The sequence below is a fragment of the Mesorhizobium marinum genome (genome assembly GCF_040813675.1).
GTDB lineage: Bacteria > Pseudomonadota > Alphaproteobacteria > Rhizobiales > Rhizobiaceae > Mesorhizobium_K > Mesorhizobium_K marinum.
In genome coordinates this window covers 135,676-153,433 of the sequence record NZ_JBFOCI010000003.1, presented here as the reverse complement: position 1 = coordinate 153,433, position 17,758 = coordinate 135,676, and the positions used below count along the sequence as shown (strand labels likewise).

The following is a 17,758-nucleotide window of genomic DNA, read 5'->3' as shown; positions in this document are numbered from 1 at the left end:
GCGCGGGAGCGGTGGCTCTTTCGCCAGATGAGCATCGAGTTTTTCCTGACCACCCTGATCATCGTCGCGTCGCCCGGAACCGGCGTCGTCTACACGCTGGCCGCCGGGCTGTCGCGCGGCGCGCGGGCGAGCGTGCTCGCGGCGTTTGCGTGCACGCTCGGCATCGTGCCGCACCTGGTCGCGGCGCTGACCGGCCTGGCGGCACTGCTGCATGCCAGCGCGCTCGCCTTCGAGATCGTGAAATATGCCGGCGTCGCCTACCTGCTCTACATGGCCTGGCAGACGCTTCGCGCCAACGGCGTGCTGAAGGTCGAGGCGGGCGCCGACCAGCGCTCTTCGCTCAGGATCGTCACCGACGGCGTGCTGGTGAACATCCTGAACCCGAAGCTGTCGATCTTCTTCGTCGCCTTCCTGCCGCAGTTCATCACGCCGGGCGACCCGAGCCCGCTGGCCCGGATGCTGGAACTCTCCGGCGTGTTCATGGCGGCGACCTTCATCGTTTTCGCGATCTACGGCGTCTTCGCAGCCGCCATGCGCGACCGCGTGGTCGGCAGCCCCGTGGTGATGGCGTGGATGCGGCGCAGCTTCGCCGCGGCGTTCGTCGCGCTCGGTGCGAGGCTGGCGCTGACCGAGCGCTGATGTCCGCCCAGGCGCGACTGGTCGTCCCGACCAGAGGGCAGGGGCTCTACGAATTCACCGCGGATGCTGCGGCCTTCGTGCGCGAGGCGGCGGCCGACATCGGGCTGCTGACCGCATTCGTGCGCCACACCTCCTGCTCGCTGCTGATCCAGGAAAATGCCGACCCCGACGTGCGTCGCGATCTCGACGCCTTCTTCCGACGCCTCGCGCCGCCGGCGGACGATCCATCGATGCGCTATCTGGTGCATCGCCTGGAAGGACCCGACGACATGCCCGCGCACATCAAGTCGGCGCTGACGGCGACGTCGCTGTCCATCCCGGTGACCGCCGGCAGGCTGGCGCTCGGGGCCTGGCAGGGGCACTACCTGTTCGAGCACAGGGATGCGCCGCACCGCCGCGAGGTCGTGCTGCACCTGAGCGACTGAAGCGGCCTCGACGGGGGCGGCCGCAGCCATTACCTTCAACGCAAAACAAGAGGGCGGAAACGCGATGTCATTTCTCAAGCGTCTTTTCGGCGGCGGCGGCTCAACCGAGGAGGCCGCCGGCAAGGCCGCCAAGCAGATCGAGCACAAGGGCTTCACGATCGTGGCCATGCCCTACAAGAACGACGGCCAGTACCAGACCTGCGGCGTGGTCTCGAAGGAGATCGACGGCGTGATGAAGGAACACCGCTTCGTGCGCGCGGACCGCTTCGCCGGACTCGACGATGCGGTGGAGGTGTCGCTCAGGAAAGGCCAGCAGCTCGTCGACGAGCAGGGCGAACGGATGTTCGGTTCCTCCTGACGCGCGTGGTTGCCGGACCAGGTCCGGCAAACGGCCGCCGCCGCGCGCGGCCGCTGCCAGGCGCGGCGGGCAGGCTCGTCACGACTCGCTTGCGGTGTCGATGACCCAGGTCACGCCGAACCTGTCCGTCACCATCCCGAAGCCCTTCGACCATGGCTGCGGTCCGAACGGGATGCCGGCCGCGCCGCCCTTGGCGAGTTCGTCGAAGATGCGGCGCGCTTCCTCCAGCGTACCGGCAGCGACCGTTACGCTCATGCCTTTGCGGCCGGAGAACTGCTGCATGTCCTGGCCCATCAGGGCCTGGTCGCCGATGTCGATCCAGGCGTGGAGGATGCGGTCCTTGTGATCCTCCGGCACGTCGTCCGCGACGCCAGGCATGTCGCGATGGCTGAACATGGCGCGGATCATGCCGCCGAGGATGCGCGCATACTCCGTGAACGCTTCCCGGCAATCGCCGCCGAAATCGATGTTTGCCACGACTTTCATTGCTTCCTCCAGAATAGTTTGTTTCCCGAGCCTTGAGATACCTGCCATCGCAAGTTATAAATTGCAACAATGAAGTTAGAAAAAATAACTAAGACGAGACGCAGCTATGAGGACGCCTGCGGGACGGCCCATGCGCTGGACCTGATCGGCGAGCGCTGGGCGCTTCTGGTCATGCGCGAACTGATGCTTGGCCCCAGGCGCTTTTCCGATTTGCGCGAAAGCCTGCCCGGCGTCAGCGCCAACGTGCTGACGCAGCGGCTCGAGGGGCTGGAGCAGGCGGGCGTCGTGCGCCGGCGCAAGCTGCCGCCGCCGGCCCCGGCGCAGATCTACGAACTCACGGAGTGGGGGCTCGACGCCGAACCGGTGATCCTGGCGCTCGGCCGCTGGGGCGCGCGCTCGCCGCTGCAGGACCCGGACCTGCCGCTGAGCGCGGTCGGCATGGCGCTGTCGTTCCGCGCGATGTTCCTGCCGGAACGCGCCATCGGCACGCAGCTGACGCTCGGCCTCGAGACGCCGCGCGACCGCTTCACGCTCCAGGTATCGAACGGCCGCATCGCGATCGAGCGCGGCGGCAGTGGCGCGGCCGATGCGGTGATTGCCGGAGAGCCGGGCGAGATCGCCGGCTTCGTCTACGGGCTGGCGGCCGGCGATCCCCTCGGCGAGGGCAGGGTGACGATCTCGGGGGACCGGACGGCGGTCGACCGGTTCCGCGGCATGGTCTCGCTGCCGCCGCTCGCCTGCTAGCAAGTCACCGTCGCCGCCAGGCAGAATCGCGAGCATCGAAAAGTCAACGCCGGCAGGCGCTTGCCGCCGTTTCCTGATTCAGGAGCCGGAGCCCGGATGCGGGCCAAGTCCGTCGATCAGCGCGACAATCGCCTGGCGATAGTCGCCGACCGGCGCGCCGGCCTCGATGGCGAGCGCTGCCCGGTCGAAGGCCGCGCCGAGGATTTCGGCGAGCGCGGCGACGGGCAGCGATTTGATGGCTCCGGACTGCATCATGGCGGCGAGGGCATCGCGCAGCGTGCGGTTGGCGTTCCTGCCGTCGATGTCGTCGAGGACCGTGCGCCCGAGCACCGCCGGCCCGTCGAGCAGCAGCAGCCGCGTCCGGCCGGGAACGCGCATCGCCAGGAAGTAGGCGTCGGAGCCGGCGATCAGGGCGGCGCGGGGATCGGGCGCGCCGGCCGGCGTCGACGCCTCGATCTCGGCGCCGACATCGGCGGCCTCCTGTTCGATCACCGCCCGGAACAGCGCCTGCTTGTCGGCGAAGTGGTGGTAGAGCGCGCCGCGCGTCACCCCGGCCGCGGCGACGATCTCGGGCGTGCTGGTCTCCGCATAGGACTTTTCCGTGAAGAGGCGGCGCGCCGCCGCGATCAGGTGGCGTCGCGTGGCGTCGGTGCGGTCGCGGTTGGAGCGGCGTTCTTTTCGTTCTTGCATACATGCAGCCTGTATGTTAATTCACAGATACATGCAGATTGTATGTTAATCGAGAAGGGAAAGCAAAGCCATGAAAACCACGAGCTACTATCCCGTGCTGATGGTCGACGAGGTCGCGCCGGCCGCCGCATTCTATGTCGAGCATTTCGGCTTCCGGCCGCTGTTCGAAAGCGACTGGTACGTGCACCTGCAACAGGCCGACGACGAGACCGTCAACCTCGCCATCCTGCAGGGCGACCACGAAACCATTCCGCCGGAGGGCAGGGGCCGCGCGCGCGGCATGCTGATCAACTTCGAGGTCGAGGATCCGGACGCGCTCTATGAAAGGCTGCAGGCGGCCGGCCTGCCGATCCTGAGGACGCTGCGCGACGAACCGTTCGGCCAGCGCCACTTCATCACTCGCGACCCGAACGGCGTTCTGATCGACGTGATCAAACCGATCCCGCCGAGCGCCGAGTTCCTCGCCCAGTTCGCGCCGGAGGCAGTCGGCCGGTAGGGAGCTACGGCGCGGGCGAGGCCGGATCGGCGCCTTGTTCTGGCCGCTCGGCGATGGCCTTCAGCCTGGCCAGGGCGGCCTCGTATTCGGGGCCGACGCGCCCTTCGAACAGCAGGCCGGACCACCGCGCCGGGATGCCTTTCAGGCTCGTCCTGAAGGTCCAGGTGACGTCGGTTCCGACGTCGGAGGCCGCAAGCTCGAACGCGGTGTTCGAGCGGTCGCGGCGGCCGGAGATGACGCGGAACTCGACGCGCCCGGGCGGTTCGTAGAGCGTGATGGTCTGCGCGCCGGTGCCAACCTCGACGTTGTCGGATTGCCAGACCATCTTCTGGCCGATGCCGCTTTCGGTGCCTTCGAAGGCATAGCGGATGTCGGGGTCGATCTGGGCGGAAGGCGAGAACGCGTTGAAGTTCCTGAGGTCGCCGACGATCGCGAACACCCGTTCGGGCGGCGCGGCGATGGCGATGGAGCGCGACACGACCGCTTCGGCCGGCAACAGGAACGATCCGGCCACCAGCACGATGGCCGCTGCCGAGATCGCGTAGAGCACCCGTTTCAAGGTCAGCATTCCCGGCACCCCCTGCCTTAGGCTGACTGACGAACCGGTCCGCCGACGCCTGGCGGCGACCGGGAGCTTGGGGCCAATATCGAGGTAGCGCCTTGCGTCAGGCTGACCGCCGGGCGCTACATCTTGTCGATCACCGCCTGCACGCCTTCGGTGGGCGCGCTGTCGGTCGATGCCGCGACCAGGATGGCGGGCACGATCGCCTCGGCCGAATCGATCACCAGCGGCTGCACCAGGTGGCCGGTGTGGATGAAGCCCTGCGCCCGCATGTGGTCGAGCAGCGCGACCATCGGGTTCCAGAAGCCGCCGATATTGCCGAAGACGATGGGCTTGCGGTGATGACCGAGCTGCGCCCAGGTCATGATCTCGATGATTTCCTCGACGGTGCCGATGCCGCCGGGCAGGGCGACGAAGGCGTCGGAGCGCTCGAACATGGCGTGCTTGCGCTCGTGCATGTTTTCGGTGACGATCAGGCTGTCGAGGCGCTGCAGCGCGGCCTGGGACGATTCCTTGGTCATGAGGAAGCGCGGGATGATGCCGGTGACCTTGCCGCCGGCGCGAAGGGCGCCGTCCGCCACCGCTCCCATGATGCCCTTGTTGCCGCCGCCATAGATAAGCTCGAGGCCTGCCTGGGCGATCGACCGGCCGAGCGCGTGGCCTGCCTTGACGTAGAGCTCGTCGTTGCCGGGCGATGAGCCGCAGTAGACGCATACGGAACGAATCTTGTTCATGCGGACGATTGGGTATTTTCGCTACCGCCTGGTCAAGACCCGGATCGCGTCTTTCTTGTCGGTGCGAACGAAACAGGCTATGCCGAATTGGGCGCGGGACTTGGGTTCGGGGCAGGTTCGATGGCAGTTACGACGAAGAAATCATTGCTGTTTCTGGCCGGCGGCGCGGCTGCCGCGGCGGCAGTGGCCTATGTTGCCGGCGCCTTCGGCCCGCCGTTCTGGCAGGCGCCGTCGACGATCGCCGCCTTGCCCGAGGCCGGACAGGAGCCCGACGCCAAGGATGCGCGCCTGCCCGAGACGCAGCAGCCGGCGGCCGCGCCGGCCGTGAAGGCCGAGCCGGAAGCGCCCGCCGCTCCCGAGGCGGCCACGGCCGAGCCCGAGACGCAGCCACCGGCGACGGCCGAAGGGACGCCGGCGGACGCCGCGGTGGTGGCGCCGAGCTTCGACGTGGTGCGCGTCGAGAGCAACGGCTCGATCGTGATCGCCGGCAAGGCGGCGCCGAACGCGAAGGTCGACCTGCTGGTCGGCTCGAACGTGATCGGCTCGGCCACGGCCGAGGAGACCGGCGACTTCGCCGTCGTCCTGGACGAGCCGCTGAAGCCCGGCGACTACCAGATCGTGCTGCGCGCGACAGCGCCGGACAACGTTGTCGCGATGTCGGTGGAAACGGCGGTCGTCTCGGTTCCCGAGACGCCGGAGGGGCAGGTGCTGGCGCTCGTCGAGGAGCCCGGCAAACCCTCGCAGATGATCATCGTGCCGAAGCCGCAGGCACCGGCGCCCGCCGTCGCGCCGGCGGCGCCTGCAGAGACGCCGGCCGCCGCCCAGCCCGCGCCGGCCGCCGAGGAGCCGGCCGCCGAGAAGCCCGCCGAGGCGCAGGCCGCGTTGCCGGCGGAAAAGGCGCCGGTCGCCACGCCCGCACCGGCGACCGCGAAGGGGCCGGCGGTCAGGGTCGAGGCCGTCGAGATCGACGGCCGCAAGATCTTCGTGGCCGGCACCGCCGACGCGGGACGCATCGTGCGCGGCTACGCCAACGAGATCCTGCTCGGCGACGCCAAGGCCGCGCCGGACGGCAGCTTCCTGATCGAGGCCGACCGCGACCTGCCGGTTGGCGACTACATCATCCGCGTCGATGCGCTGGAGCCTGACGGCGTCAAGGTGGCGGCCCGCGCGGCGGTGCCGTTCGAGCGCGAGCCCGGCGAGACGCTCGCCGCGGTCGCCCCGCCGCCGCCAGAGCCGGTTGCGCCGGCACCCGAAGTTGCAGCGCCGGCTGCTGAAGCCGCTGCGCCGGCCAGCCCGGCCGAAACGCCGGCCGCGTCCGCGCCCGCTGCTGAAACTCCTGCGGCGCAGGCCGCCGCGCCAGCGCCTGCGCAGACGACCGAACAGTCCGCTGGGGCAACGGCGGAGACGCCCACGCCGGCCCCGGCGGGCAGCGAGACGCCGGCCGCGGCAACAGCAGCCGAGCCTCCGGCCGCCGTTGCCGAAGCGCCGGCCGCCGTGTCGACCACGCCGCCGGCCGGCGAAGCCCCGGCCACGACGGCCCCGGCGACGGAACCGGCCGGCCAGCAGCAGGCTGCGCAGCCGCAGGCTGAAACACCGGCTGCCGTGGCCGAGGCGCCGGCTGTTGAAACGCCTGCGGCTCCTGCGGCGGAGGCGCCGGCTGTAGGAGCGCCTGCGACTCCCGCGGCCGAGACACAGGCTGCCGCCGCGCCGATCGCCGAAAGCCAGCCGGCGCCGACCGCGGAAGCGCCGGCGCAGTCGGCGGCAGCGACGGAAACCCCCGCTGCTCCCGCCGCGGAAGCTCCGGCCGAGGTTCCCGCTGCGCCGATGGCGGAAACGCCGGCGGGAGAAGCGCCCGACGTGGCCGCAGCGGAGCCGCCGGCCGCCGCCGAAGCGCCTGCGCCGGCCCCATCGGCCGAGACGCCCGCTGCCAATGCCGCGGCCGAGACGCCCACCGCGGCTCCTGCCACCGAAACGCCGGCATCGCCGCCGGCCGTCGCCGAGGCACCGGCCACGCAGCAGCCTGAAGCTCCGGCGGCCGCCGAAGCGCCGGCTGCGACCGAAGCGCCGGCCGCTGCCTCCGACGTCGCGTCCGCGCCGGCGGCCGACCTTCCCGCGCCGCCGCCCGCCGCAGGCGTGACCGAAGTGCTCGCGCCGAAACTGCAGTCGGTCGACAGCGCCGTCATCATCCGGCGCGGCGACACGCTGTGGCGCATCTCCAGGCGCGTCTACGGGCGCGGCATCCGCTATTCGACGATCTATCTCGCCAACGAGGACCAGATCGAGGATCCGGACCGCATCTGGCCGGGACAGGTCTTCAAGGTTCCCGAGAAGTCGTCGGACGGCAAGGCCGACGCCGACTACACGACGCTCGGCAACCGCCTGACGACCGTTCCGGCGCAAGGCGAGGGCGAGGCGCCGCCGTCCCCGCAGTAGTCGCCTGGCCGCTGCCGAAAGCGACCGAGGGGTTGCGCGAACACATTTCATCGTTTATCGCCGATAAACGATGAATACCGTTCCTTCTGATACTCCCGATGGCCATGGCGGCCCGGGCTGCATGGTGGCCGGGTTCGCGGCCCTGTCGCATCCGGCGCGCATAACAATCCTGCGCCACCTGGCGCGGGCGGAATCCTGCTGCTGCGGCGACGTGGTGGAAAAGCTCGACCTTGCGCAATCGACGGTTTCGCAGCACCTGAAGGTGCTGGTCGATGCCGGCCTCGTCATCTTCGAACCCGACCGCCGCCGCTCGCGCTACCGCATCGACCGCGAGGCGCTCGCCGCCTTCTCGCAGTCCGTCGACACGCTCGTGAAATCCTGCTGCTGAGCAGCACCGCAAGACAAGGCAAGTCGCTTTGACGACCCAACAACCCGTATCCGGCGATTCCGACTCGACCTACAGCGCGCTGAAAAGCCTCTGGCCCTACATGTGGCCGCCGGACCGTCCAGACCTCAAGATGCGCCTCGTCTGGGCGACGGTGCTGCTGTTCGTCGCCAAGGCCGTGCTGGTGCTGGTGCCCTATTTCTTCAAATGGGCGACCGATGCGCTGGCGGGCGACGCCACGACGCGGCCGCCGCTGCCGGACTTCCTGCTCGTACCGGTGATGCTGGTCATCGCCTACAATGCGCTGAGGATCATCCAGCTCGGATTCAACCAGCTGCGCGACGCGCTGTTTGCGCGGGTCGGCCAGCACGCGGTGCGCCAACTCGCCTACCGAACCTTCGTCCACATGCACGAGTTGTCGCTGCGCTTCCATCTGGAGCGGCGCACCGGCGGCCTGTCGCGCATCATCGAGCGCGGCACCAAGGGCATCGAGACGATCGTGCGCTACACAATGCTGGCCATGGCCCCGACCGTACTCGAATTCGCGCTCACGGCCGGCATCTTCGCCTTCGCCTATGGCTGGACCTACGTCGCAGTGATCGCGGTCACGGTGTGGCTCTACGTGTGGTTCACAGTGAAGGTCAGCGACTGGCGCATCGGCATCCGCCGCGAGATGAACGACAGCGACACCGAGGCCAACACCAAGGCGATCGACTCGCTCCTGAACTACGAGACGGTCAAGTATTTCAACAACGAGAAGATGGAAGCCGAGCGTTTCGACCGCTCCATGGCGCGCTATGAGAAGGCGGCGACTATGACCTGGGTGTCGATCGGCTGGCTGAACTTCGGCCAGGGCGTCATCTTCGGCGGCGGAATGACCGCGATCATGGTGCTGTCGGCGCGCGAGGTCATGGCCGGCACGCAGACGGTCGGCGACTTCGTCTTCGTCAACGCCATGCTGATGCAACTCGCCCAGCCGCTCAACTTCATCGGCATGATCTACCGCGAGATCCGCCAGGGCCTGACCGACATCGAGAAGATGTTCGACCTGCTCGCCGTCCGGCGCGAGGTGTTCGACCGGCCGGATGCCGTGCCACTCGAGGTGACGAGCGGGCGGGTCGAGTTCCGCGACGTCCGTTTCGCCTACGATCCCGAGCGGCCGATCCTGAAAGGCGTCTCCTTCGAGGTGCCGGCCGGCAAGACGGTCGCCATCGTCGGCCCGTCCGGCGCGGGCAAGTCGACCATCTCGCGCCTCCTGTTCCGCTTCTACGACGTGCAGTCCGGGAACATCCTGATCGACGGCCAGGAGATCGGCGCGGTGACGCAGGACAGCCTGCGCGCGGCGATCGGCATGGTGCCGCAGGACACGGTGCTGTTCAACGACACGATCGCCTACAACATCCGCTACGGCCGCGTCGACGCCGCGCCGGAGGAGGTCAGGCAGGCCGCCGACCTCGCGCAGATCGGCGCCTTCATCCAGCGCCTTCCCGATGGCTACGACACCACGGTCGGCGAGCGCGGGCTGAAGCTGTCTGGCGGAGAGAAGCAGCGCGTGGCGATCGCCCGGACGATCCTCAAGGCGCCGCCCATCCTGATCCTCGACGAGGCGACGTCGGCGCTGGATTCGCACACGGAGCGCGAAATCCAGTCGGCTCTCGACCTGGTCAGCAAGGGACGCACGACGATCGTCATCGCGCACCGGCTTTCGACGATCGTCTCGGCCGACGAGATCATCGTGCTGAAAGACGGCCAGATCGCCGAGCGCGGCCGCCACGCAGCGCTGCTCGCCGAGCGCGGGCTCTACGCGTCGATGTGGAACCGCCAGCGCGAGGCGAGCGAAGCGGAGGAGCGCCTGCGCATCGCCCGCGAGGAGGACGAGGAAGGCGTGATCGTGCGCCGCCGCACGCCGGAGGTGGCGCCCGGCGAATAGCCGCTTGACCTCAACTTAGGTAGAGGTCTTACGCATCCGGGCGACACTGGTTCGCGGCCCGGCGGCCGCGTCGCACGGAGGCGGTCATGGACGGTTTACAAGACAGGAACATGCGGTGCGCGGTGGTCCGGCTCGACCGGTTCGTCGTTCCCGGCGCAGCCCGCGACGAGTTCCTGATGCGCGTCGGCCAGACCCACGACATCCTGCGAACCCAGGACGGCTTCATCCGCGACCTGCTGCTCGAAAGACCGGGCGATGCGGGAGCGAGCGTCATCGTGACGCTGGTCGAGTGGGATAGCAGGGAAACGGTCGAGCGCGTCGTGCCGGTGGTCCGCGCGGCGCACGCGCGCATGGGGTTCGATGCGCGCGAGACGATGGCGCGCCTCGGCATTTCCGCCGAGATGGGCACCTATGCGCCGATCGCGGGAACGACGGCGGCAGCTGGATAGGCAACTCTCAGGGATAGCAAAGGGCGCGGCTGCCGACCGGGGCGGCTGGCCCTGCCCAGGGGCCGGCGCGGCCGATCGCGCGTTGCGGGCGCGGGTCGTTTCCTTTATGAGGCGCGAACCCCGGCCCCGAACGATGAGCCCCGAGACATGAACCTGGTCGACACGATCAAGAACGCGTTCGTACCCGTCCACAAGGAAGGTTACCCGTTCATCGGCGCCTTCGCCGTGGTGACGCTGCTGCTGGGGCTGTTTTCGACCAACCTGTTCTGGATCGGCGTGATCCTGACCGGCTGGTGCGCCTACTTCTTCCGCGACCCGGTGCGCGTCACGCCGACCGACGACCGGCTGGTGATCAGCCCGGCCGACGGCGTGGTGTCGACCGTCGGCCCCGCGGTTCCGCCGCGCGAGCTCGGCCTCGGAACCGCCGAGCTGACGCGCATCTCGGTGTTCATGAACGTCTTCTCCTGCCACGTGAACCGCGCGCCCGTGCGCGGCAAGATCACGCGCATCGAATACCGGCCGGGCAAGTTCCTCAACGCGGAGCTCGACAAGGCGAGCCAGGAGAACGAACGCAACGGCCTGGTCATCGACAGCCCGAACGGGACGGTCGCCGCCGTGCAGGTGGCGGGTCTCGTGGCGCGCCGCATCGTCTGCTGGACGCAGGCCGGCGAGAACATCGCGGTCGGCGAGCGCTTCGGCCTCATCCGCTTCGGTTCGCGCGTCGACGTGTTCCTGCCCAAGGACGCGACGCCGCGCGTTGCGGTCGGCCAGACCGCCGTGGCGGGCGAAACGGTGATCGCCGAGTTCGGCGGCCATGCGGCGACGCCGCTGGTGCGCATAGACTGATGGGCTTCAAACGCTTCCCGCCACACGGGCAGGGCGGACCGCGCATCCGCGAGATCCCGCTGCGCATGGTGCTGCCCAACCTGGTGACGGTGCTGGCGATCTGCGCCGGCCTGTCGGGCATCCGCCTCGCCTTCGAGGGAAGGTTCGAGACGGCGATCGCGATGGTGCTGTTCGCGGCCTTCCTCGACGGTATCGACGGCCGGCTCGCGCGCATGATGAAGGCGACCTCGAAATTCGGCGCGCAGATGGATTCGCTGGCCGACATCGTGAATTTCGGCGTCGCGCCTGCGCTGGTGCTCTATGCGTTCCTGCTCGATCGCGCCGGCTCGCCCGGCTGGATCGCGGCGCTTCTGTTCGCGATCGCCTGCGGGCTCAGGCTGGCGCGCTTCAACGTGCTCGACGAGGATCTGGAGCGCCCGGCCTGGCAGTCGGAGTATTTCGTCGGCGTGCCGGCGCCCGCCGGCGCGGTGCTGGTGCTGCTGCCGGTCTATCTCGGTTTCCTCGGCGCCTACGAGCCTGGCCGCGTCGCGGCCCTCGCGGCCAGCGGCTTCACGGTGCTGGCCGCCTTCCTGCTGGTCAGCCGCGTGCCTGTCTATTCCGGCAAGAAGCTGAGGGTGCGCCGCGACCGCGTGCTGCCGCTGATCCTCGCCGTCGCGCTCGTGCTGCTGCTGCTGTTCAGCTATCCGTGGCACACGCTGTCGGCCGGCGTCATCGCCTATCTGCTGTTCCTGCCGCTGTCGGCGCGCGCCTACGCGAAGCGCAGCGTGATCGAGGAGGCGAAGGCGGCCGCCGCGCAAGCGCCCGCGGACGTCGCCGGCCCGGACGGCGAGCAGGCCGAGCTCTAGGGGTGCGAGGCTGCCGGCGTCAGGCCGCCAGCCCGAGCCCCAGGCTTTCCATCGCCATCTTTCGCGCCGCGACGTAGTCGGTCTTGCCGGAGCCGAGCAGCGGCATCTCCGTCACCTTGACGACGCCATCGGGAATCATGATTTCGGCCGCGCCGGCCTGCTTGCCGCAGCGGCGCAGGGCGTCCGCATCGACGCCTTCCGCCGTCGTGACGAGCACGATGCGTTCGCCGCGCCGCTTGTCGGGGACCGCGACCGCCGCGTGGTTGTGCTCCGGCCACAGCGCGGTGACCATCATCTCGACGGCGCCGAGCGAGATCATCTCGCCGGCGATTTTTGCAAAACGCTTCGCCCGGCCGCTGATCGTGATGAAGCCTTCGCGATCGACCGAGACGATGTCGCCGGTGTCCAGCCAGTCGTCCGCGAGCGGCTGCAGTTCGCCCGGACGGTCGAGCGTCATGTAGCCGGTCATCAGGTTCGGCCCGGACAGCCACAGCCTGCCGCCTTCGGCGATGCCCTCGACCGGTTCGGTGCGCTTGCGCATCCCCGGCAGCAGGCGCCCGACGGTGCCGTCGCGGCCGTGCGACGCGCTGTTGACGGCCGCCACGGGCGCGGCCTCGGTCAACCCGTAGCCTTCGACGATCTCGGCGCCGAACCGGTCGCGCCAGGTTTTGCGCGTGTCCGGCTTGACCGCCTCGGCCCCCGCGACGACGAAGCGCAGGCTCGAGAAATCGTCGTCCTTGGCCGTGCGCGCATAGGCGGCGAGGAAGGTATCGGTGCCGAACATGATGGTCGGCCGCGCCTTGCGCGCGATCTCCGGGATGATCTTGTAGTGCAGCGGCGAGGGATAGAGGAACAGCGGCACGCCGTTGATGAGCGGCAGGATCGCGCCGCCGGTCAGGCCGAACGAATGGAAGACCGGCAGGACGTTGAGCAGCCGGTCCGCGGGCGAGAAGGAAACGCGCGCCTCTGCCTGCATGGCGTTGGCGATCAGGCTCCTGCTCGACAGCACGACCGCCTTCGGCGTGCCTTCCGAGCCGGAGGTGAACAGGATGACAGCCGGATCGGTCGCCGACTGGCGGGCGATGGGCACGCGCCACAGAAGCGCCGCGGCAAGCTTTTCCAGCGCGCCGACGCCGGCGCGCACGTCCTCGAGCCAGACCAGCCTGGCGCCGGCCTTCTCGATCGCCTCGACGATGTCGGCGAGGGCGGCCTTCTCGACGAAGGCGCGCGAGGAGACGACGACCCGGATCGCAGCGGTCTGCGTCGCGGCCGCGAGGTTCGCCGGGCCGGCCGTGTAGTTCATCATGGCGGCGGCGCGGCCCGCCGAGGAGAGGCCGATCAGCGACAGCAGCACGCCGTTGGTGTTGGGCAGGAGCACGCCGACCGCCTCGCCGGGGCTGGTCATCGCCTCGAAGCGCTTGCCGAGCACGCGCGCCCCGGTCAGCAGGCGGCGGTAGCTGAGCGCGCCGGTCAGCACATCCTCGACGATCGTCCGCGACGGCCCGAATCGCAAGGCGGCGTCGCGCACCGCCGAAAACAGGCTGCGGTCGAGATCGGCCCCGGCGAGCCGCGCCTCGGCCATCCTGTCGAACAGCGCGTTGGACGCGGTGATCGCCGAAGGGCCGCCGGACCGCTCGACCAGTTCGGCGATGGTCATCGGCGACAGCGCCGCGATCGAAAGTTTCGGGAACCAGCGGCGCGGCGCCTGTTGTCGGGGCGTCAGCGAGCCATGCACGAAGCGTCCGCCGGAGACGAAGACGGGGACGACCCGCGCTCCGGCCTGCGCGGCGATGCGCCCGACGGCGCGGTAGAGGCGGAACGTCTTGACGTCCGGCTCGACCTCGTCGGGCATGTAGACGGCGATGCGCCCCTTGCCCTTGAGCACCCTGACCAGGCGGCGGCTGACGAACACATGCTTGGCGTTGAAGGTGATCGTTCGGGCAAGCTCGCGCCACGGCTCGAGCCAGATCGACTTGGCGGCCTCCTCGTCGAGGATGTGCAGCGTCTGCTCGGGCAGCAGCGACAGCATGAGGGCCGGATCGAGGCGCGACTGGTGCCAGACCACGTAGATGACAGGCGCTTCGGCCCTGGCGACGGCGCGCAGCCTGGAATCGTCGATCCGGTAGGCCAGCCTGAAGGGAAGGTAGAGGAAGGCCTGCCGCAGCCCGATGCCCAGCCGGTGCGCCTCGAACGCCGCGGCCACGACCCAAAGGGCCAGAAGGCCGAGCAGGATTGCTCCGGACAGGATCATGCCGCGTCTCCCTATCCCCGCGCGGCTCTGGCGACCGCGTCGGCATGAACCTAGCGGAACGGTCGCGAACGTCAATCGGCCCGGCCGGCGGCGCCACTAAGCGCTTTATTCCGGCGCCGGTTTCGGCTAGACGCAGCGCCATGACGCGCCCCATGCGCAGCCTCGCTTCGGCGATACGAATTACCGGCCCGGTGTTCCGGGCGGCCTGAGCGCCGCCGGAGCCGCCGGGAGCCTGTGCGCGCAAAAACCTCGCGCTTTTCCGAAATCGTGATAGTTCAACGCCCGGACCGTCCGTGGACGGGCAAATCTCATGGCAAGCCGTATGACCGACACGACCGACAAACTCGACTATTCGAAGACGCTGAACCTGCCGCGGACGGATTTCCCGATGCGCGCCGGGCTGCCCGAGAAGGAGCCGGCGATCGTCAAGCGCTGGCAGGAGATGGGCATGTACCGCAAGCTGCGCGAGGACGCGGCCGGCCGCGACAAATTCGTGCTGCACGACGGCCCGCCCTACGCCAACGGCAACATCCATATCGGCCACGCGCTGAACAAGGTGCTGAAGGACGTCATCACGCGCTCCTTCCAGATGCGCGGCTACGATTCCAACTACGTGCCCGGCTGGGACTGCCACGGCCTGCCGATCGAATGGAAGATCGAGGAGGAGAACTATCGCTCCAAGGGCAAGTCGAAGCCCGACCTCTCCGACCCGGCGGCGATGGTGGCGTTCCGCAAGGAGTGCCGCGCCTATGCGGAAAAGTGGATCACGGTGCAGGGCGAGGAGTTCCAGAGGCTCGGCGTGGTCGGCGACTTCGACAACCCGTACCTGACCATGGCCTACCACGCGGAATCCCGCATTGCCGGCGAACTCCTGAAATTCGCCATGAGCGGCCAGCTCTATCGCGGCTCCAAGCCGGTGATGTGGAGCGTGGTGGAGCGCACGGCGCTGGCCGAGGCCGAGATCGAGTATGACGACTACGAGAGCGACACGATCTGGGTGAAGTTTCCTGTTGTTCGCGGAAGTCGGCGGCCTGCTGAAGCTTATGTTGACCGCCGTCTGCCGACAGAAGATGAAGTTGCGCCTCCGCTTGTCCGCGAAGGAGCCTTGATCGTTATCTGGACGACGACGCCCTGGACCATCCCCGGCAACCGCGCCGTCGCCTATTCGCCACGCGTGGAGTATGGGCTCTACGAGGTGACCGAAGCAGAAAACGACTTCGGGCCGCAGCCTGGCGAAAAGCTTGTCTTCGCCGACGCGCTGGCGGGGGAGGCGGCGGCCAAGGCGAAGGTAACGTTGAATCGCCTCCGCAACGTCTCGGCGGAAGAGCTTGGAAGCCTTGTGCTTTCCCATCCGCTGCGCGGGCTCGGAGGCGGCTACGACTTCGACGTTCCGGTTCTCGCAGGCGACCATGTCACCGATGACGCCGGCACCGGCTTCGTGCACACCGCGCCCGGCCACGGCCGCGAGGACTTCGACGCCTGGATGGACGCGGCGCCGGAGCTGCGCTCGCGCGGCATCGAGACGCTGATCCCGTTCACGGTCGACGACGCCGGCTATTTCACCAAGGACGCGCCGGGCTTTGGCCCCGACCGCGAGGGCGGCGCGGCGCGCGTCATCGACGACAACGGCAAGAAGGGCGACGCCAACAAGGCCGTCATCGAGGCGCTGATCGCCAAGAACATGCTGTTCGCGCGCGGGCGGCTGAAGCACCAGTATCCGCACAGCTGGCGTTCGAAGAAGCCGATCATCTTCCGCAACACGCCGCAGTGGTTCGTCCACATGGACTACGACCTCAAGGACGGCACGACGCTGCGTTCGCGCGCGCTCAAGGCGATCGACGACACGCGGTTCGTGCCGGCGGCCGGGCAAACCCGTTTGCGGGCGATGATCGAGGAGCGCCCGGACTGGGTGCTGTCGCGCCAGCGCGCCTGGGGCGTGCCGATCTGCGTCTTCGTCGACGAGGACGGCAACGTGCTGAAGGACGAAGCGGTCAATCTGCGGATCGTCGAGGCCTTCGAGGCCGAGGGCGCGGACGCCTGGTTCGCGGAAGGCGCGAAGGAGCGTTTCCTCGGCAACCACGATCCGGCGAAGTGGTCGATGGTGAAGGACATCCTCGACGTCTGGTTCGATTCGGGCTCGACGCATGCCTTCACGCTGGAGGACCGGCCGGACCTGAAATGGCCGGCGGACGTCTATCTCGAGGGATCCGACCAGCATCGCGGCTGGTTCCACTCGTCGCTGCTGGAAAGCTGCGGCACCAGGGGCAGGGCGCCCTACAACGCGGTCATCACCCATGGCTTCACCATGGACGAGGAAGGCCGCAAGATGTCGAAGTCGCTCGGCAACACGGTGGTGCCGCAGGACGTCATCAAGCAGTCGGGCGCCGACATTTTGCGCCTTTGGGTGGTGACGACCGACTACTGGGAGGACCAGCGGCTCGGCAAGACCATCCTGCAGACCAACATCGACGCCTACCGCAAGCTGCGCAACACCATCCGCTGGATGCTCGGCACGCTGGCGCATGACGACGGCGAGACGGTGCCGGTGGAGACGATGCCGGAGCTGGAGCGGCTGATGCTGCACCGGCTGGCCGAACTGGACGAGCTGGTCCGCGCCGGCTACGACGCCTTCGACTTCAAGCGGGTGGCGCGCGCGCTGTCCGACTTCATGAACGTCGAGCTCAGCGCCTTCTATTTCGACATCCGCAAGGACGCGCTCTACTGCGAAGGACCGTCGAGCCTGAAGCGCAAGGCGGCGGTGCAGGTGGTCCGGCACCTGTTCGAATGCATGTTGACCTGGCTTGCGCCGATGCTGCCCTTCACCACGGAAGAGGCATGGCTCGATCGCTATCCGGACCGGCATTCGGTGCATCTGGAGCAGTTTCCTGCGGTGCCCGCCGCCTGGCGCGACGATGCGCTGGAAAAGAAGTGGCGCAAGGTCAGGGATGTCCGCCGCGTCGTCACCGGCGCGCTGGAAATCGCCCGCGCCGGCAAGACGATCGGTGCGTCGCTGGAGGCGGTTCCGGTGGTCTATCTGGCGGACGCCGCGCACCGCGAGGCCATCAGCGGCCTCGACATGGCGGAGATCGCCATCACCAGCGGCGTCGACTTCGCCGATGGCGAGGCGCCGGCGGGTGCGTTCACGCTGCCCGACGTCGCGGGCGTAGCCGTCGTCGTGGAGCGCGCGGAGGCGCGGGGCCTGAAAAAATGCGCGCGGTCCTGGCGCTACACCGCGGATGTCGGCAGCGATCCGGCCTATCCGGACGTTTCGGCCCGCGACGCCGGCGTGCTGCACGAACTGGCGCGGCTCGGCCGCCTTTGACGGCCGCGATCGGCGGGGTTTCCCGCCGATCGTTGCTCTTGACGGACGCTTAAGGTAAATAGGGGACTATCCGGCCGACAAATTGTGGCCGGATTTCCGTCCGATATGCAAAAGACGCGTGGCTGGACAGCGTCCGGGCGACGGAGAGGTGGTTTCAGTGGGA

17 protein-coding genes are annotated in these 17,758 nt (G+C 68.6%); 12 read left to right on the top strand and 5 right to left on the bottom strand.

Translation table 11 applies throughout. The features are described 5' to 3' along the window. Positions 1-27: 27 nt before the first annotated feature. From ABUE31_RS11600 to ABUE31_RS11590, 3 genes are all read left to right on the top strand, one after another. Positions 28-639, top strand: a complete 612-nt coding sequence (locus ABUE31_RS11600) for a LysE family translocator (protein WP_367723762.1) — start codon at positions 28-30, stop codon at positions 637-639. Continuing rightward, positions 639-1,064, top strand: a complete 426-nt coding sequence (locus ABUE31_RS11595; protein WP_367723761.1) for a secondary thiamine-phosphate synthase enzyme YjbQ — start codon at positions 639-641, stop codon at positions 1,062-1,064. The genes ABUE31_RS11600 and ABUE31_RS11595 overlap by 1 nt, the downstream gene beginning before the upstream one ends. A 64-nt stretch (positions 1,065-1,128) precedes the next feature. Then, positions 1,129-1,422, top strand: coding sequence for an HlyU family transcriptional regulator (locus tag ABUE31_RS11590; protein WP_367723760.1), 294 nt, complete (start codon positions 1,129-1,131; stop codon positions 1,420-1,422). Between the two features lie 78 nt (positions 1,423-1,500). On the opposite strand, the gene ABUE31_RS11585 is transcribed toward ABUE31_RS11590, so the two are convergent. Next, positions 1,501-1,908 (bottom strand): VOC family protein, encoded by a 408-nt coding sequence (locus ABUE31_RS11585; RefSeq protein WP_367723757.1) that lies wholly within the window; start codon positions 1,906-1,908, stop codon positions 1,501-1,503. A gap of 69 nt (positions 1,909-1,977) precedes the next feature. Here ABUE31_RS11585 and ABUE31_RS11580 point away from each other — a divergent pair, with 69 nt between their 5' ends. Then, entirely contained in the window at positions 1,978-2,652 is a 675-nt protein-coding gene (locus tag ABUE31_RS11580; RefSeq protein WP_367723756.1) for a winged helix-turn-helix transcriptional regulator, read from the top strand. 78 nt (positions 2,653-2,730) lie between these two features. Here the strand turns inward: ABUE31_RS11580 and ABUE31_RS11575 are convergent, their stop codons facing one another. Further along, a complete protein-coding gene (locus ABUE31_RS11575) occupies positions 2,731-3,342 on the bottom strand; it encodes a TetR/AcrR family transcriptional regulator (RefSeq protein ID WP_367723755.1) in 612 nt (203 codons plus the stop codon). Positions 3,343-3,412: 70 nt separating this feature from the next. Between ABUE31_RS11575 and ABUE31_RS11570 the strand changes: the two genes are divergently transcribed. After that, positions 3,413-3,838 carry a VOC family protein gene (locus tag ABUE31_RS11570; RefSeq protein WP_367723754.1) on the top strand — a complete coding sequence of 142 codons (426 nt, stop codon included), beginning with the start codon at positions 3,413-3,415 and terminating at the stop codon, positions 3,836-3,838. A 4-nt stretch (positions 3,839-3,842) separates the two neighbouring features. Here the strand turns inward: ABUE31_RS11570 and ABUE31_RS11565 are convergent, their stop codons facing one another. Both ABUE31_RS11565 and ABUE31_RS11560 read right to left on the bottom strand, forming a co-directional pair. Continuing rightward, positions 3,843-4,406, bottom strand: coding sequence for an SRPBCC family protein (locus ABUE31_RS11565; protein ID WP_367723753.1), 564 nt, complete (start codon positions 4,404-4,406; stop codon positions 3,843-3,845). 116 nt (positions 4,407-4,522) lie between these two features. Continuing rightward, positions 4,523-5,134 carry an LOG family protein gene (locus ABUE31_RS11560; protein ID WP_367723752.1) on the bottom strand — a complete coding sequence of 204 codons (612 nt, stop codon included), beginning with the start codon at positions 5,132-5,134 and terminating at the stop codon, positions 4,523-4,525. Positions 5,135-5,254: 120 nt separating this feature from the next. On the opposite strand from ABUE31_RS11560, the gene ABUE31_RS11555 reads away from it, so the two are divergent. The 6 genes from ABUE31_RS11555 (at position 5,255) to ABUE31_RS11530 (ending at position 12,022) form a co-directional block, all read left to right on the top strand. Next, positions 5,255-7,567: a LysM peptidoglycan-binding domain-containing protein gene (locus ABUE31_RS11555; protein WP_367723751.1), complete on the top strand. Its 2,313-nt coding sequence runs from the start codon at positions 5,255-5,257 to the stop codon at positions 7,565-7,567. A gap of 70 nt (positions 7,568-7,637) precedes the next feature. Continuing rightward, positions 7,638-7,955, top strand: a complete 318-nt coding sequence (locus ABUE31_RS11550) for an ArsR/SmtB family transcription factor (protein ID WP_437344112.1) — start codon at positions 7,638-7,640, stop codon at positions 7,953-7,955. Positions 7,956-8,055: 100 nt separating this feature from the next. Then, complete coding sequence (locus ABUE31_RS11545) at positions 8,056-9,882, top strand: ABCB family ABC transporter ATP-binding protein/permease (RefSeq protein ID WP_367724158.1); 1,827 nt, start codon at positions 8,056-8,058, stop codon at positions 9,880-9,882. An 86-nt stretch (positions 9,883-9,968) separates the two neighbouring features. Continuing rightward, the gene (locus ABUE31_RS11540; protein WP_367723750.1) at positions 9,969-10,331 is read left to right on the top strand and encodes an antibiotic biosynthesis monooxygenase family protein; all 363 of its coding nucleotides are present in this window, start codon (positions 9,969-9,971) and stop codon (positions 10,329-10,331) included. Positions 10,332-10,376: 45 nt separating this feature from the next. Further along, on the top strand, positions 10,377-11,177 hold the full coding sequence (locus ABUE31_RS11535) for a phosphatidylserine decarboxylase (protein ID WP_367724157.1): 801 nt from the start codon (positions 10,377-10,379) through the stop codon (positions 11,175-11,177). Next, a complete protein-coding gene (locus ABUE31_RS11530) occupies positions 11,177-12,022 on the top strand; it encodes a CDP-alcohol phosphatidyltransferase family protein (protein ID WP_367723749.1) in 846 nt (281 codons plus the stop codon). The genes ABUE31_RS11535 and ABUE31_RS11530 overlap by 1 nt, the downstream gene beginning before the upstream one ends. A 19-nt stretch (positions 12,023-12,041) precedes the next feature. Here ABUE31_RS11530 and ABUE31_RS11525 read toward each other — a convergent pair whose 3' ends face one another. Then, positions 12,042-14,273 (bottom strand): AMP-binding protein, encoded by a 2,232-nt coding sequence (locus ABUE31_RS11525; protein ID WP_367723748.1) that lies wholly within the window; start codon positions 14,271-14,273, stop codon positions 12,042-12,044. Between the two features lie 322 nt (positions 14,274-14,595). On the opposite strand from ABUE31_RS11525, the gene ileS reads away from it, so the two are divergent. Further along, positions 14,596-17,595 (top strand): isoleucine--tRNA ligase, encoded by a 3,000-nt coding sequence (gene ileS / locus ABUE31_RS11520; RefSeq protein WP_367723747.1) that lies wholly within the window; start codon positions 14,596-14,598, stop codon positions 17,593-17,595. Positions 17,596-17,758: the final 163 nt, after the last annotated feature.

Coding starts and splice junctions, on each gene's coding strand:
- ABUE31_RS11570 (WP_367723754.1), top strand. CDS start 3,413: ATGAAAACCACGAGCTACTATCCCGTGCTGATGGTCGACGAGGTCGCG.
- ABUE31_RS11545 (WP_367724158.1), top strand. CDS start 8,056: ATGTGGCCGCCGGACCGTCCAGACCTCAAGATGCGCCTCGTCTGGGCG.
- ABUE31_RS11525 (WP_367723748.1), bottom strand. CDS start 14,273: ATGATCCTGTCCGGAGCAATCCTGCTCGGCCTTCTGGCCCTTTGGGTC.
- ABUE31_RS11565 (WP_367723753.1), bottom strand. CDS start 4,406: ATGCTGACCTTGAAACGGGTGCTCTACGCGATCTCGGCAGCGGCCATC.
- ABUE31_RS11540 (WP_367723750.1), top strand. CDS start 9,969: ATGGACGGTTTACAAGACAGGAACATGCGGTGCGCGGTGGTCCGGCTC.
- ABUE31_RS11600 (WP_367723762.1), top strand. CDS start 28: ATGAGCATCGAGTTTTTCCTGACCACCCTGATCATCGTCGCGTCGCCC.
- ABUE31_RS11590 (WP_367723760.1), top strand. CDS start 1,129: ATGTCATTTCTCAAGCGTCTTTTCGGCGGCGGCGGCTCAACCGAGGAG.
- ABUE31_RS11550 (WP_437344112.1), top strand. CDS start 7,638: ATGAATACCGTTCCTTCTGATACTCCCGATGGCCATGGCGGCCCGGGC.
- ileS (WP_367723747.1), top strand. CDS start 14,596: ATGACCGACACGACCGACAAACTCGACTATTCGAAGACGCTGAACCTG.
- ABUE31_RS11580 (WP_367723756.1), top strand. CDS start 1,978: ATGAAGTTAGAAAAAATAACTAAGACGAGACGCAGCTATGAGGACGCC.
- ABUE31_RS11585 (WP_367723757.1), bottom strand. CDS start 1,908: ATGAAAGTCGTGGCAAACATCGATTTCGGCGGCGATTGCCGGGAAGCG.
- ABUE31_RS11560 (WP_367723752.1), bottom strand. CDS start 5,134: ATGAACAAGATTCGTTCCGTATGCGTCTACTGCGGCTCATCGCCCGGC.
- ABUE31_RS11575 (WP_367723755.1), bottom strand. CDS start 3,342: ATGCAAGAACGAAAAGAACGCCGCTCCAACCGCGACCGCACCGACGCC.
- ABUE31_RS11555 (WP_367723751.1), top strand. CDS start 5,255: ATGGCAGTTACGACGAAGAAATCATTGCTGTTTCTGGCCGGCGGCGCG.
- ABUE31_RS11530 (WP_367723749.1), top strand. CDS start 11,177: ATGGGCTTCAAACGCTTCCCGCCACACGGGCAGGGCGGACCGCGCATC.
- ABUE31_RS11595 (WP_367723761.1), top strand. CDS start 639: ATGTCCGCCCAGGCGCGACTGGTCGTCCCGACCAGAGGGCAGGGGCTC.